This is a genomic window from Chryseotalea sp. WA131a, from assembly GCA_025370075.1.
Lineage (GTDB): Bacteria > Bacteroidota > Bacteroidia > Cytophagales > Cyclobacteriaceae > ELB16-189.
Genome location: CP073016.1, coordinates 893,369 through 908,021 on the forward strand (window position 1 = coordinate 893,369; position 14,653 = coordinate 908,021).

The 14,653-nt window shown below is 41.9% G+C and carries 15 protein-coding genes; 7 read left to right on the forward strand and 8 right to left on the reverse strand.

Annotated elements, in window-relative coordinates:
• Positions 1-5: 5 nt before the first annotated feature.
• Positions 6-857, reverse strand: coding sequence for a hypothetical protein (locus KA713_04120; protein ID UXE69019.1), 852 nt, complete (start codon positions 855-857; stop codon positions 6-8).
• Positions 858-1,191: 334 nt separating this feature from the next.
• On the opposite strand from KA713_04120, the gene KA713_04125 reads away from it, so the two are divergent.
• Together KA713_04125 and KA713_04130 are read left to right on the forward strand one after the other, a co-directional pair.
• Positions 1,192-1,440, forward strand: coding sequence for a hypothetical protein (locus KA713_04125; protein UXE67800.1), 249 nt, complete (start codon positions 1,192-1,194; stop codon positions 1,438-1,440).
• A gap of 9 nt (positions 1,441-1,449) precedes the next feature.
• Positions 1,450-1,677 carry a hypothetical protein gene (locus KA713_04130; protein ID UXE67801.1) on the forward strand — a complete coding sequence of 76 codons (228 nt, stop codon included), beginning with the start codon at positions 1,450-1,452 and terminating at the stop codon, positions 1,675-1,677.
• 1 nt (position 1,678) lies between these two features.
• On the opposite strand, the gene KA713_04135 is transcribed toward KA713_04130, so the two are convergent.
• Complete coding sequence (locus tag KA713_04135) at positions 1,679-2,146, reverse strand: nucleoside triphosphate pyrophosphohydrolase family protein (protein ID UXE67802.1); 468 nt, start codon at positions 2,144-2,146, stop codon at positions 1,679-1,681.
• A 225-nt stretch (positions 2,147-2,371) separates the two neighbouring features.
• On the opposite strand from KA713_04135, the gene KA713_04140 reads away from it, so the two are divergent.
• From KA713_04140 to KA713_04155, 4 genes are all read left to right on the forward strand, one after another.
• Entirely contained in the window at positions 2,372-3,661 is a 1,290-nt protein-coding gene (locus KA713_04140; protein UXE67803.1) for a tyrosine--tRNA ligase, read from the forward strand.
• Complete coding sequence (locus tag KA713_04145; protein UXE67804.1) at positions 3,661-4,296, forward strand: hypothetical protein; 636 nt, start codon at positions 3,661-3,663, stop codon at positions 4,294-4,296. Before KA713_04140 ends, KA713_04145 begins: the two co-directional genes overlap by 1 nt.
• A 113-nt stretch (positions 4,297-4,409) precedes the next feature.
• Entirely contained in the window at positions 4,410-5,306 is an 897-nt protein-coding gene (locus tag KA713_04150) for a phytanoyl-CoA dioxygenase family protein (GenBank protein ID UXE67805.1), read from the forward strand.
• Between the two features lie 6 nt (positions 5,307-5,312).
• Positions 5,313-6,089 carry an SDR family oxidoreductase gene (locus tag KA713_04155; GenBank protein ID UXE67806.1) on the forward strand — a complete coding sequence of 259 codons (777 nt, stop codon included), beginning with the start codon at positions 5,313-5,315 and terminating at the stop codon, positions 6,087-6,089.
• 189 nt (positions 6,090-6,278) lie between these two features.
• Here KA713_04155 and pgmB read toward each other — a convergent pair whose 3' ends face one another.
• The 6 genes from pgmB to glpD all read right to left on the reverse strand — a co-directional run bounded on the left by pgmB (position 6,279) and on the right by glpD (position 13,740).
• Positions 6,279-6,923, reverse strand: a complete 645-nt coding sequence (gene pgmB, locus KA713_04160; protein ID UXE67807.1) for a beta-phosphoglucomutase — start codon at positions 6,921-6,923, stop codon at positions 6,279-6,281.
• A 60-nt stretch (positions 6,924-6,983) separates the two neighbouring features.
• Positions 6,984-7,961: a hypothetical protein gene (locus KA713_04165; protein ID UXE67808.1), complete on the reverse strand. Its 978-nt coding sequence runs from the start codon at positions 7,959-7,961 to the stop codon at positions 6,984-6,986.
• Positions 7,962-8,068: 107 nt separating this feature from the next.
• Positions 8,069-8,986: an ROK family protein gene (locus KA713_04170; GenBank protein UXE67809.1), complete on the reverse strand. Its 918-nt coding sequence runs from the start codon at positions 8,984-8,986 to the stop codon at positions 8,069-8,071.
• Positions 8,987-9,070: 84 nt separating this feature from the next.
• Positions 9,071-10,717 carry an alpha-glucosidase gene (locus tag KA713_04175; GenBank protein ID UXE67810.1) on the reverse strand — a complete coding sequence of 549 codons (1,647 nt, stop codon included), beginning with the start codon at positions 10,715-10,717 and terminating at the stop codon, positions 9,071-9,073.
• 80 nt (positions 10,718-10,797) lie between these two features.
• Complete coding sequence (locus tag KA713_04180) at positions 10,798-11,985, reverse strand: DUF3179 domain-containing protein (GenBank protein UXE67811.1); 1,188 nt, start codon at positions 11,983-11,985, stop codon at positions 10,798-10,800.
• A gap of 66 nt (positions 11,986-12,051) precedes the next feature.
• Positions 12,052-13,740: a glycerol-3-phosphate dehydrogenase gene (glpD, locus tag KA713_04185; protein ID UXE67812.1), complete on the reverse strand. Its 1,689-nt coding sequence runs from the start codon at positions 13,738-13,740 to the stop codon at positions 12,052-12,054.
• A gap of 75 nt (positions 13,741-13,815) precedes the next feature.
• On the opposite strand from glpD, the gene KA713_04190 reads away from it, so the two are divergent.
• Entirely contained in the window at positions 13,816-14,646 is an 831-nt protein-coding gene (locus KA713_04190; GenBank protein UXE67813.1) for a TerC family protein, read from the forward strand.
• Positions 14,647-14,653 lie beyond the last annotated feature (7 nt).

Genomic DNA, 14,653 nt, shown 5'->3' on the forward strand with positions numbered 1-14,653 from the left:
GAACATCATGCCAGCTTATCGAAATCAAACTCGTTCAAAAATTTCTGAGCTTCTTCTACCGTTGAAAACTCAAACGATTTTTTCTTGCCAAGGTTGGAGTGCAGATCAATTTTGATCAGCTCTAGGTTTTTGAGGTTTCCCCTTGATTTCGGTTTTTGATTTCGATAGTCATCGGCCTCTTTGCGCGAAACCGCAAAAGCAGTGGCCCTTACGTTTTCGCAATAGGTGCATTTATAATGTTTTAGCAATTCGCGGGGCGAGCCATCTTCATTCCGTTCCACAATTTCCTCTTTTTGAACTTTCATGGTATAAAAACCACAATTGTTGCATTGCAACGCAATCAAATGCCCCTTGTACTTCTCAATTTTAACATCGCTCGTCTTCTCGTCTATCCACACATCGTAATCAATACTAAAAACATTTTCTTCTGCTTGCATGCCTTCGTCTAGGTGAACATCCTCTTCCTCTTCACTTAATAACCGCATTTTGTTTCCTGTTTTAGGATTGATGCGCGGGCTGTATCTTAATTTCCGAAGTTTGTAGTTGACGCGTGTTGGATAATAATAATCCAAAATCAAAGAGGCCACGTAGGCCACCAACGTGGCGGCACATATCGAAATAAACACCCGCACAAAAAACCAAAGGCCGAGCCCTGTGTATTTTTCAGAACCATACAGGTTGATGGCAAACGCAATAGCAATACCAAGGATAATGAAAACCCATTTGAGCCACTTGATCTCTTGTGTGTTGATATAATCGTACTTCTCTTTCGGGTCGGTCTTGGTTGATACGAGTAACTTATAAATCAAATAAACAATGATGGCCAACGTAATCATTACGATTGCACCCACTGCCATTGCTGTATACCAGATAGTTAAAAACCCTTCTGCATTGTCCATCATAATTTCTTTAAATTATTTTTTTAAAGGTAAAAATAAATCGTACCCACCCCAAAAAACTTTAGTTGAGCTGATGCAAGTCCTTTCGCTTGTTAAACTAGTAGCCTTGGAATTTGCTCCAAAAGATAGGTAAAGACTACCCTTTCAGGCAGCTATGCACTTGATTTATTCCATTCTAAAAAGCCCGAAATCAGCCAAAAATGACGGTTTTAAAAAAATGTGCAATTTTTCACATAAAAATTTGCATTATAATCTATAAATTGATTATAATTGTGTATTAATACACAATAACATGAGCAACTTCGAGAAGAAAAAATTGGAAATGGACTTCAAGAATTTCACATCAAGAAATTTCGAAAGGCCGAACGATTGCAAGAATTTGGCTCAGGTACGCTTTTACGTAAGCGAGCTTTGCGGCAAGATTGAGGAGTTTGAAAAGCGCTTTAATTACGTGCCGACTTGGGCTTACTCGTTGCTATCGCAATACAATGCTAAGCAAAACAGCATGGTGCATATTGAATTTGTAAAGATCTATTCGTGAGGATGTTGTATGAAGTACATCCCCTCCCCTATTCCCATCAAGTACGACTTTATGTACAGTGCTACGGCCAATAAATCGGGTCGCATGCAGTATCATAAAGTTCGCATGGGGGTTAGCAAATTGCGCATCAGCCGCGCGGAGTTTATTAGGGCTTTTAATGATTTACCCATTATTGCCGTCAACCCGATTCAGCAACGCGGGCAAGAAATTGTATTCCAACTCCAGTTTTATGTATAAACTATTTGAAATACTGCTCCAGATCGGCTGGAGAATAATTGATGGACTTGATCGTTTTGTTGTCTTGTTTCCGGTATACCAACCATTTGCCATCTTCCTGCTTGTAGTAGCACTCCGTTCCGTCTTTTTGTTTGTAAAACTCCACTGTTCTAATGGCTTCTTCTTCGGTCAAGCAGGCCTTACTCATGTTTGAACGCTGCACTTCATCGAACAAGGCTTTGAATTTTTCGCCCAAGCCAAACTCCAATATTGCCCCCGATAGCACGTATTGAAGATCACAAAGCGCATCGGCAACTTCCACAATATCTTTATTAAGTATAGCCACTTCAAGCTCCTTTAATTCTTCGGCAATCAATGCCACGCGCAGTTTGCACCTGTTTTCGTCCGGTATGGTTGGGTTGGCTAAAATTGGATGCTGGAAAGTTTTGTGGAATTCTGCCACTTGGTTCAATGAATCGGGCTGTTGCATAACGTAGATTGGTTTTCAATTCGACCAAAAGTAGTTAATGGAATCAAAGTTTGGACAATTTGATTTAAAGGTTCTATTTCGATCGCATCAATTAAGTAATCATAACTATCTGTATTATAATTATTTATCAAGGTTTAATTAAATATATTTTTCAACCTTTCTGAATGCTTTTTTCAACTTGAAAGCTGAAAGTTGTAAACTATCTTTGCCCCTCGATTTTAAGACATGACTAACAATTTTGTACAAGAACTTCGGTGGCGTGGCATGGTGCACGACATCACCCCCGGAGCAGAAGAGCAACTTCAAAAAGAAATGACGGCCGGTTATATTGGCTTCGACCCCACGGCCGATTCGCTGCATATTGGCAACCTCGTGCAAATAATGACGCTTGTACATTTTCAAAATGCTGGACATAAACCTGTAGTATTGGTTGGGGGTGCCACGGGCATGGTGGGTGACCCTTCAGGTAAGTCGTCTGAACGAAATCTATTATCTGAAGAGGTTTTGAACCATAACCAAGCTTGTGTAAAGAAGCAATTGGAAAAGTTCCTCAACTTCCAATCGGGCAGTAACAAAGCCGAATTGGTGAATAACTATGATTGGTTCAAAGATTTCAAATTCTTGGATTTTATCCGCGATGTGGGAAAGCACATTACCGTCAACTACATGATGGCGAAAGACTCTGTTCAAAAGCGTTTGGAGACTGGGCTTTCCTTTACCGAATTCAGCTACCAACTGGTGCAGGGGTATGATTACTATTGGCTCTACCAAAACAAGAACTGCAAAATACAGATGGGTGGCTCCGATCAATGGGGAAATATAGTAACGGGTACAGAGCTTATAAGAAGGAAAATGAATGGCGATGCTTTTGCGTTAACCACCCCTCTTATCAAGAAAGCAGACGGCACTAAATTTGGAAAAACGGAGCAAGGCAACATGTGGCTAGACCCAAAGAAAACCTCGCCTTACAAGTTTTACCAGTATTGGCTAAATGCCTCTGATGAAGATGCAATTAACTTCATTAAAATATTCACTACCAAGCAGAAAGAGGAGATTGACGCATTGATTATTGAACACAGTCAGGCCATGCATTTGCGCAAATTACAGACTGAGCTCGCGAAAGAAATTTGCGTTCGCGTCCATTCGCAAGCCGAATATGATGCTGCGGTAAAAGCCTCTTCTATTCTTTTTGGAAATTCGGTAACCGAAGATCTAGAAAACCTAGATGAAGAAACGTTGCTTTCAGTGTTGGAGGGAGTTCCTCAATCCATCGTAAGCAAAGTTGCCTATCAAGCTACCAATAGCATCACCGACCTACTATCGGAAGCAACGGGTGGTAGCATCTTTGCGTCAAAAGGTGAAGCTAGAAGATTGATTCAGGGTGGTGGAGTTAGTGTTAACAAGATTAAGATTTCGGACCCATCCGCTAAGCCAGAGTTTAGATTGCTTCTTGGAAAGTTTTTGTTAGCCCAAAAGGGTAGAAGAAATTACTACCTAATCGAAGTTAAAGACTGATGATGCCCATTACGTGGAAAGAGGCACTGGCCAATCGTAAGTTTATCACCCATATATCCTTCTGGCTTGCAGGCCTTGCCATTTTTGTGCTGCCACTACCCTATTATTTCAACAATATCATTCAACCAAAGCCTGGCAGTCTATTGATAGATCCATTTCATGGCTTTTTGGAGCCAACCAATTGGTCAAGAGAAATCTTTGTGTTGATCTTTGTCTCGCCTGCCCTTTTTCTTCTCAATAACTTTAAATCGCCCAGAACGATGTTGCTGACGCTACAATGCTATGTATCCGTTAATCTCATGCGCATGTCAACCGTTTATCTGTTCACACTCGAGGCCCCGGAAGGCATCATTCCATTGGTGGACCCCTTCTTGACCAAAGTAGTTTACGGCAACAATTTGTTTGTGAAAGACCTTTTCTTTTCGGGGCATACCTGTACGATTTTCATCCTATTCCTGATCGAGAAGAAGAGGTGGTTAAAGGTGGTGCTAGGGCTTTCTACTGCTGCAGTTGCCCTATTTTTGGTTTGGCAGCGCGTTCATTACACTATAGACATACTTGGGGCAATTTTGGCTTGCATTTTGGTTTATCAATTCTTTATTCGGTCAATAGACAAAATCGATTGGAAGAAATGATGAATTTATTCGAAAAAACGATAAATTTGAAGTTGGAAAGAACATTACCTGAATAGGTACGTTAATTTTGGTTATAAAATTTTAACGTTCAGTTAATAAAAGGATAAAGTACTATGGAGGCGAATGGAGTAGCTACAAACGGGAAACACATAAATGGTGTGAATGGACATACGAATGGACAATCAGCCAACATCACCAAAAAGAACAACTATCCAGAGTTTTCGTTGGGTGAAAAACTGACCGAAGAACAAATACAGTTTTTTGAGCAAAACGGATTCATTCATTTCAAGAATTTTATTCCAAAAGAATTGGTATCGCAACTGTTAAGGGAAACCGAGCGAATTCAAAACGAGTGGGTGAGCAACGATTATAAATCGATCAATGGCGTGCCGATAAAATACGGCACTGACATTGATGGAAAAAAAATCGTACAGCGCTTTGCTTTCGTCAATCAACACAGCCCACTTTTTGCCGACCTGCTAAAAGACAATCGCCTACAAGCGCTTTTTGAATTTATTGGAACCGAAGATTGCCGCATAGGTGAAACAGAAAAAGACGGTTTGGTCTTTAATCATTATATCAACACCGAAGAAAGCAATTACAGTCAGCTTGGTTGGCATACCGATGCTTTGCGCGATGTTTTTCAAGGTCAAAAAATTATGCCGATGCTGAACGTGGGCATTCACATGGACACCAGCACAACCGATAATGGAGGATTGCGAATAATCCCCGGCACGCACAATCAAGGACTTGCCGGCTTGTTGTTCAAGAAATTTTATTTTCTAAGTCACAAGCCCGATAAAAAAGAAGTTGGGCTTAATGTGGAGCCCGGGGATCTTACCGTGCACGATGGCCGATTATGGCATCGGGTAGCGCGTTCTCCTTTTGTAGGTGAGCAGAGCCGCAGACGGGTAATGTATGTTCCCATTATTACCGGTAAGTTTCAGCCTCGCACCGAAAATAGTAAGCCACTATTTTACCAACGATTGCTCTCGCTTACCAACAAATAAACAAGGATGAGTTACGCATTAATTACAGGTGCCAGTGGTGGCATTGGTCTTTGTATTGCCCGAGAATTAGCCAAAAGAAAAATTAATTTGCTTTTGGTGGCTCGGTCTAAAAATCGACTTTTTGATTTATGTACCGAACTTGAAAAAGAGTTTGGGATCAAAACCGATTACTTGTCTGTAGATCTTAGTCTGCCCGAAGCAGCCACCTCCGTTACCACTTGGTTAAAAGCAAAATCATATCAAATAAGTATATTGGTAAACAACGCTGGCTACGGCATTTGGGGCACGGTAGAAGCTACCCCTGTTGAGCAACTCAACAACATGATGCAATTAAATATGAATGCCGTGGTGAATCTATGCCATGCGCTATTGCCCGATTTAAAGAAACAACCGAAAGCGTATATCTTAAATGTAGCCAGCACAGCCGCCTACCAAGCGGTGCCTACGTTGTCAACCTATGCAGCCACCAAGTCTTTTGTCATCTTATTTACCCGCGGACTTCGGGTAGAGTTAAAAAATACAAATGTATCCGTCACGTGTTTAAGTCCTGGTGCTACCTCAACCAATTTTGTAGATCGGGCAGGTATGGAAGCCATGAAAGAGAAGGCAGAGAAATTTAGTATGAAGCCGGAAGTGGTTGCTAAGATTGCCGTTGAAGGAATGTTTAAGGGCAAAGCAGAAATATTGCCTGGCTTTGTAAACTGGATTTCGGTGCAGCTTACCTACTTGATGCCAAAGTTTGTGCCTGAAAAGATTGCGGAAGGTTTGTACAAAACAGAGTGATCGTTAAATTGCTTAAATCCCATGATGCGTTAGAGAATTTCAATCGTGTTCAATCCGCATTGAGAAGAAACGTGAGACGTATCCTCCGACTACACGGTTATCCACTGGATCTACAGTGCTGGGTTGACAGTTTTGATCTCCGAAATCCGCTTCTTCGCAAAGCCCAAACCGTCAGGTCAACAACTGACCCTACAGACTTGATATTTTCCCCAAATCAAACTCCGCAGTTTTTGCCACAATAAAATTGGCCTTTCCCAACTGCTCGTGTGAGCCCACGCCCACACATTTCATCCCTGCCGCAAGGGCCGCCTCCACTCCTGCTTCGGCATCTTCAAATACCACACAATGCTGAGGCTGTATGTTCAGCTTTTTGGCGGCCAACAAAAATATTTCAGGGTCGGGTTTGCTATGGGTAATCATGGTGCCATCTACCATTACATCAAACAAATCACTGATTTGTAATAGACGCAAAACCGTTTCGGCATTTTTGCTGCTAGAGGCCAACGCCACTTTATAGTTTTGTTTTCGCAATTGCTGAAGCATCTGTGGCACGCCCGGGAAAACTTCGTCTGGCTTGATGGCTTCAATGTAATCGACAAACCAACTGTTCTTTTTGGTGGCGAGTTCTTCTTTCTTCTCTTCCGATAAAGTCACCCCTCCTATTTCCAAAATAATTTCAAGCGATCGCATACGGCTAACACCTTTCAATCGCTCGTTGTCTTTTTCGGTAAAACTTATTCCCAATTCTTTGGCCAAACTCTGCCATGCCACAAAGTGGTAATGAGCGGTGTCGACAATAACACCATCGAGGTCGAAGATTACAGCTTGTATCATATTTTAGTAGCTGTTGGTTATTCGTTAGTCGCAACGAACAACGAATAACCAACTACCAATTCAGCCGCGAATATAACCTTGTTTTATTATTTCCTCGGTCTCCGATTGTGATTTAAAAACTGAAAATGTTTTTCCCTGTGTGCGAAGAGCCCCAAGCGCGTTACCATATTTTACCGCACCGATGTAGTCATTAGGTTTGTTTAGCAGTCCAAAGCCAACGCCTCCTGCAAATGAATCTCCACAACCCGTGGTATCAATGACTTGGTCCACCTTAACGGCAGGTACCAAATCTTCTTTGAACTTGCCTCGCTCCTTTCGGTAAACTAAGCACCCACGCGAATCAACGGTAATGCAGACACACTTTACACCCTGATTCAGGCAATGGATGGCAAACTTTCTCAAGACCTCACGATCAGGTTCTTCAGAAATAGCAAAATCACTCGACTCGTATTCTTTCTTGAACCAAGAAGCCTGAGCTTCTTCCAAATTCATCTTCAATACATCGATGTAGGGAAGCCATTGGTCGCGGTCAATCCAAAACTTGCGTTGGCGCTCTCCATTTGAAAGGCACGCAGTGGTAGGGCCATGTGCATCAAAAATGATAATACCCTTGCTTTTCTTTTTGAGAAACTTCAAGGTATCCAATGAAATCTCGTAATCACTGATCGGAATGAATACAAATACTTTGCAGTCCAATAAGTTCTTCATGTCTTCTGGCACAATCGGATCCATAAAACCCGTTTGCCGCTCTAAACGATTGTTGACGTCTACAAATCGTAAGCTGATGATGTCGCCTTGATCGTTTTTGGTGGTAAGATGTTTGGTGTTGATACCAGCATAACCCTTAAAAACTTCCTTCACATTGTCCTTGTCCACTTGCCGCAAGTGCGATACTGGAACAATCTCAATTTTTTTTCCTGCCATGGCAGAAAGTGCAACGACCGGATGTGTTACACATCCCCACTTTTGAATTTGATCGCCCGTGTGGGTAACAATGTGATCGCGAGGGATGGGGCCGACTATAGCGATACGTTTCATACTATAGAAATTTAAGATTTACGTTGTACGATTTAAGATTTTTGCGATTAGTTTACAAAAGAGGAAAAATTTTCAAGTCTTCAGATTAACCCAATTATCAAATTTTATTAAGCCACTAAAAATGCTGCACCAAAAACACCGGCACTGTCACCCAACAAGGGTTTTACAATTGGAGTATCCAATACTCCATTGTTAAACACAAACCTTTTTGCTGAAGCTAATCCTTCAGAATAAATCTCCGCAATATTTCCTACGCCACCGCCTATCACAATTACATCCGGGTCGATAATGTTTACAATAACACTTATTGCCAAACCAAAAAAGTGAGTCATGCGCTGCATGGTTTGAGTAGCATGCAGGTCTCCACTTTTGTACAAATCGTACACTTCCTTCAATGGCTTTTGTTTGCCAGAAATTGAAGCATAGTATTTTTCCAATGCTGGCCCTGCCAATACTTTTTCTACGCAACCGCTTTTACCACAATAACAAGGTCCGCCCGATTCATCCAGAAAATTATGGCCCCACTCCCCTCCGATACCTTGTAAGCCATTCAATACTTTACCATCCACCACCAAACCTCCACCCACCCCCGTGCCCATGATTACACCAAACACCACATTCGCTTTCGGGAATTTTTCTTTTACAACACCCATTCTTGCTTCGGCCAACGCAAAGCAATTGGCATCATTTGCAATGGAGATCTCCATTCCCAACAATTTCTCTAAGTCGGTCTTCATAGGCTGAAAGTTCATGCACTCGCTGTTGCAGCCCTTCATGGTGCCTAGCTTAGGATCTAATGTTCCTGGCGTTCCTATGCCCAATTTGGCGGGACGGTAGCCCATCTTCTGCTCCATCATTTCCACCAGTTTTTTTATTTGACCAAGAATATGTTGGTAGCCATTTTCAGCACCGGTAGGTACACGGTCGCGAAAAAGAATTTCATTAAGGCCACTGGCCCCTAAAACAACCCCTTCGGCTTTGGTGCCTCCAAGGTCGATACCCCATAAGTGGTTTCCTTTATTCATCTGAACATTTAAATATTATTTCAATTATAAGTAAAAGTTGGCAGTAGGCAGTTAGTAGTCTACAAAATGTTTTGACGCGTGCTCTTAGGATATGGCATAAACAACGGCCTCCCAAGCCCGCAGCTCACTTAACTTCCCTATTTCGTAGTTACCAATTAATCGCTTTGCCCCCTCAGGGATTGGAAAGTTAGTCACCTCATCAGAAAAATTCAGCAATACCAATATCTTTTCTTGCCCCCGCATCCGCCAAAACGCAAATAGTTGTTCGTTCGAATTCTCAATGGGCTGATAGTGACCAATACTTAAGACTTCGCTTTGCTTTCGGATCTTCACCATCTCTTGAAAATAATAAAGAATAGAACTTGCCTTGTTGCTTTGGTCCTCTACATTGATGGTGAATCTATTTGGATTTACGGGCATCCAAGGTTGGCCTTCGGTAAATCCACCATGAGATTTATTATTCCACTGCATAGGAGTACGTGCATTATCTCGTCCGCTGTAGTTAGCGACTTTTAAGAAATCCATTTCACTAATTCCTTTCCGCTGCGCTTCCCGCCAACCGTTTTGTGTTTCAATATCCCACGATTCGCCCACAGAATTTAAAATGGTATTGGTCATGCCAATTTCATCACCTTGAAAAATGAACGGTGTACCCCGCATGGAAAGAAGCAAAGTAATCAGCAACTTACTCGATTGCTCCCAATACACTTTGTCGTTGCCCCAGCGCGAAACCATGCGCGCGAAGTCATGATTCCCCAGAAAAATACTTCCCCACCCTTGTTTGGCGAAGGCATCGTCCCATGTTTTAAATACTTGTTTGAAGTCGGCCATCGTCCACGGCTTGGGGTCAAATCTTCCTTGTGGGCCTTGATCCATAAACATGTGGCCAAAATGAAAAATCATATTAAGGCCATGGTGCTCGTCCAAATAATCAACTGCATTTTGAGGTGTAATGCCAGGGCCTTCACCCACAGTTATTACATCATAATGGTTCCACACTTTTTCGCGAGCCTCGCGAATAAACTCTTTCAAGCGCGGTCCATTGGCATAAAATTTCTCAATCGTTTCGTTAAAATTATCCGTATCCGTATCCGGAAAATCCATCCGCTTCGAAATGGCAGATATCACATCAAACCGCAAACCATCTACGCCCTTGTCAAGCCAAAATTTCATTAGCTGATTAATCTCTTCTCTCACCTTTGGGTTCTCCCAATTCAAGTCTGGCTGCTTGCGCGAAAACAAATGCAAATAATATTCATTCGTGGTTTCATCAAGTTGCCAGGCACTACCACCAAAAAAAGATGACCAATTGTTGGGCGGCTCATTGCCTTTTCCCTTTCGCCAGAAGTAGTAATCGCGGTAGGGATTGTCGATTGATTTTTTTGATTGCTCAAACCATTCGTGTTCATCGGAAGAGTGGTTGAGCACCAAGTCCATGATTAGCTTTACCCCACGGGCATGAAGTCCTTCAATCAATGCATCAAAATCCTGCATGGTGCCAAACTCTGGTTGAATGGCGTAATAATCGCTGATGTCGTACCCACCATCATCGTTGGGCGATTTGTAAATTGGGTTTAGCCAAACGGCATCTACACCCAACGATTTGATGTAATCTAATTTTTGGATGATGCCCTGCAAATCCCCTACCCCATCCGCATTACTATCATAAAAGCTGCGTGGATAAATTTGATAAACGATGGCGTGTTTGTACCAAGATTGGGAATTAGGCATTGGGCATTAGGGATTGGATTAGGGATAAGAATAAAGCATTTGACTTAGTTACTCATTTTCAAATCAACGAATTTTTAAATTTATTCATCCTTATAAATTTCTGTATTCGGGTGAAACGTTTTCCATGAATGCCAAAACTCTTGGTAAGATTGCACGGTTTCCAATTTCGTGCCATTCATTGTTCCCTCCACACACTCCCCTTTCCAGTTCCAGCGCGATTGGTTTTGATCTACTAAAATTTTTAAGCTGTCACTATATGAAAATCGAAGCGTGTCTTTTCCTACCACTGGCACCCAACTATGAAACGAAACGCTATCCGACTCAAGCGCAAGCATGACCGGCAATCCTTTGATCCGATCATTGATTACGCGATCTTTCACCAACTGATTCCAATCATAGGCTTTTGCAAACAAGCCCATCGGCACACCCACCACCCACGATTTATCTTTCCAAGAAAGTGAATCCCTTCCTTCCAGTTTCCCTTCCATTTTTCCTTCATCGTATTTTTCTAAGCTCTCGTATCGATCTTTAAAAGCTGGATCGGGTTGCATCACCAATGTGTTGGGGTATCGATCCATCCATGCCTGCAACGACATCTGCTCAGACGGCACTTCCGTGAGCGTTGTCCCCAGTAGTGGCCCCGCAATGGCTTCACCGTTTACCTGCCGCCACCAACTTTTGGTTGTTTCATCTTCAAACATGGCATTGTAGTGATCCATTCCCACCAATCTAAAGTTCTCGAGTTTGTTATTAACAATAGGGCTAAACACTCTACCTGTTCGGCACACCGTGCAATAGGTAATCATCAAAGGTTCACCACCAATGGTATCGCGCACTTGATGATGATAACCAATTACCTCGATGGGAAATGCTTTGGCTTGGCCATTGATCGCCACACCAATAATTATTTTTTTTGCGGATACTTTGTTTTCTGAGATCGGTGCAAATATTTTTTGGGAAGGCTGATAAAACATTTTGTCTGCCAAAAATCGGAAGTTGAACATGTACACGACCAGCACCCAAAAAATGAGCAGCGCATGCCCGGTGAACTTGATGTATCGGTTTGGCTCACCCAAAAGTGTGAAAGCTGGATAAGCAATCATCGCAATACCAATGATTCTAAAAATCCAGATGTAGCCATCAATGAAATAAGCCAAGTCAATTACCTCATCTACCTGACTACCCGGAAAAGGCATGATATAGTAGACACGCGCTACTTCAGCAACAATTAAAATGAGGATTCCGACAAGAAAGAGAGCAATTCGCATTTTTTAATAGAAGTTAGAATTTAGAAGTTAGAATCAAGAATTCTTTATTTTCAAAGTTAGTACTATTTAAAAATTGATGGAGTTTGATAATGCATCCGTTAACTTTTTTGATTCTTCCATGAGCTGATTATTATTCCATTCGAAATGATTTGCAAATTCTTGAAGAATAGGACTTAGTAATTTTTCCATTCTTGGTCGGTTGAAGTAGAGCATGCCTGTGCGTCTGATAAAATAATCGGTTGGCTTTAGCACCATTTCGAACTTTAAGCAAAACCAACACTCTGCCTTGGCCAACGCTACATCCACCTCTTTTTCTAAATTATTCTTCAATCGATCCAGTATCAAATCAGTTTGCTTTCCATAATTGTGAACTAAATAGTGTGTGTGACCTTCCACTCCCAAAACCGCCAATTGTTTTCTTAATGCCTCTGTATATTTTCTTACCTCAGCATAATTCTTAAAATCCGAACCAATTAATTGGATCTTATTGGTTTTGCATTGGGCACGATTCGCTGGAAAATAATCCTTCAAAACCTTGTCCACAATCCGTTCAGCCATTTTGCGGTAACCCGTTAATTTACCCCCTGCAATGGAAATCAACCCGGTATCGGAAACAAATATTTCGTCTTTTCTGGAAAGTTCAGAGGCCGATTTTCCTTCTTCATGAATTAGCGGGCGCAAACCTGCCCAACTTGACTCGATATCAGAAAGTTGAAGATTTACCGTTGGAAAAGTTGCGTTGACTGCTTTTAAAATATACTCGGCATCATCTGTTGAGGTGCGCACGTCATCTTTATCACTAGTGTAATTTGTATCGGTGGTGCCAATATAAGTCGTTCGATCGCGCGGGATTCCAAAAATCATCCGACCATCGCCCACATCAAAATAAATGGCCTGTTTTACATTGAATTTTTCACGAGGCACAACGATATGAACACCTTTTGTAAGGTGTAGATGTTTGCCTTTTTTTGAATGATTGACTTCGCGCAATTCATCTACCCATGGGCCAGCAGCGTTTACCACCACTGTTGCTTTTATCTGTTGTTCAATATTGGTAAGGATGTCGACCGCTCTTACACCAGCAATTTTTTCTTCACTGTAGGCGAAGTCAAGCGCCTGGCAATAATTAATTGCAACGGCACCGTTGGCAATAGCGGTCTTCACAATTTCAACAGTCAACCGCGCATCATCGGTTCGATATTCTGCATACAGTGCCCCTCCTTTTACATCATCTGACTTTAGAAGCGGCTCTTGTCGCAGCGTCTGCGCTCGAGTCAACATTTTTCGCTGATCTTCGGGCTTTACCCCAGCCAATAAATCGTAAATTTTCAAACCCAACGAGGCCAACCAATAACCCATTCCTTTCTGCTCGTACAGCGGCAGCAACATTTTCTCTGGCACTACCAAATGGGGCGCAAGGGAATGCACAACAGCTCGCTCACTTCCCACCTCTTTTACCAACCCAAATTCAAGTTGCTTTAAGTACCGAAGGCCTCCATGTATGAGTTTGGTAGACCTGCTACTGGTGCCGTGGGCAAAGTCTCCTTTTTCCAGTAATAAAACCTTTAATCCACGCGTGGCTGCATCCAAAGCAATGCCTGCCCCTGTTATTCCTCCACCAATAATCAATAAATCGAAAGAAGATTGCGTTAGTTTTGCTAACCAGGTTGTACGCTGTATGTCTGAAAAAAAAGTGAGGCTGTTCAAAAAAGTTGGTTTTACCAAATTTCTACCAAATTCATCGCTTTTTTTCATTTCTGCGAAATTTTTTTTGTAGAGGCATTTAATTTATTTTGGGAAAATTTTTCAAATACCCTAGAACTCTCCCGCATGGAAATCTTTCTAAAAGCCGATACTTGGCTTGCATTGCTCACTTTGTGCTTTCTTGAAATCGTTTTGGGGATTGACAATATCATCTTCATTTCTATTGTTTCGAACAAATTGCCCGAACATCAGCGGCAACGTGCGCGCAATTTGGGTTTATTTTTGGCCATGTTTGTGAGGATCATCTTCTTGCTATGCATTACTTGGATTATTCAATTTAAGGAACCGCTCTTTGCCGTTAATGATTTCATGCCCGATTTCCTGATCAACTTCTTTCAGTTTGATGGCAACCATACTTTTAGCGGTCGTGATTTGATTTTAGGATTTGGTGGACTTTTTCTAATCGCAAAAAGCACCATGGAAATCAATCATGAAATGGAGGGTGACGAAGAAGAGGAACTTGGTGGGGGCAAAACAAAAGGTGTAACCTTAACGGGAACGATTGTCCAAATCATTTTGCTCGACATCATTTTTTCTTTTGACTCCATCCTTACCGCCATCGGTATTGTATCGGAAGTATCCCTCATGATCATTGCTGTGATTATTTCCATAGGTGTAATGATGTTTTTCTCCGGTGCCATCAGCAAGTTTATCCAAAAGCATCCATCTATGGAAGTATTGGCACTAGGCTTCTTGATCCTCATTGGTTTTATGTTATTCTTAGAAGCATTGCACCAAGAGATACCGAAAGGCTATGTTTATTTTGCCGTGGCCTTCTCTTTGTTGATTGAGTTCACGAACATTCGCGTTAGAAACAAGCGAAAGAGTAAAACCAAACCCGTAAAGCTACACAAAACCTACACCGAAGAAGAGGCAAAAAAGGCCATCGAAGAATAATCTGAAA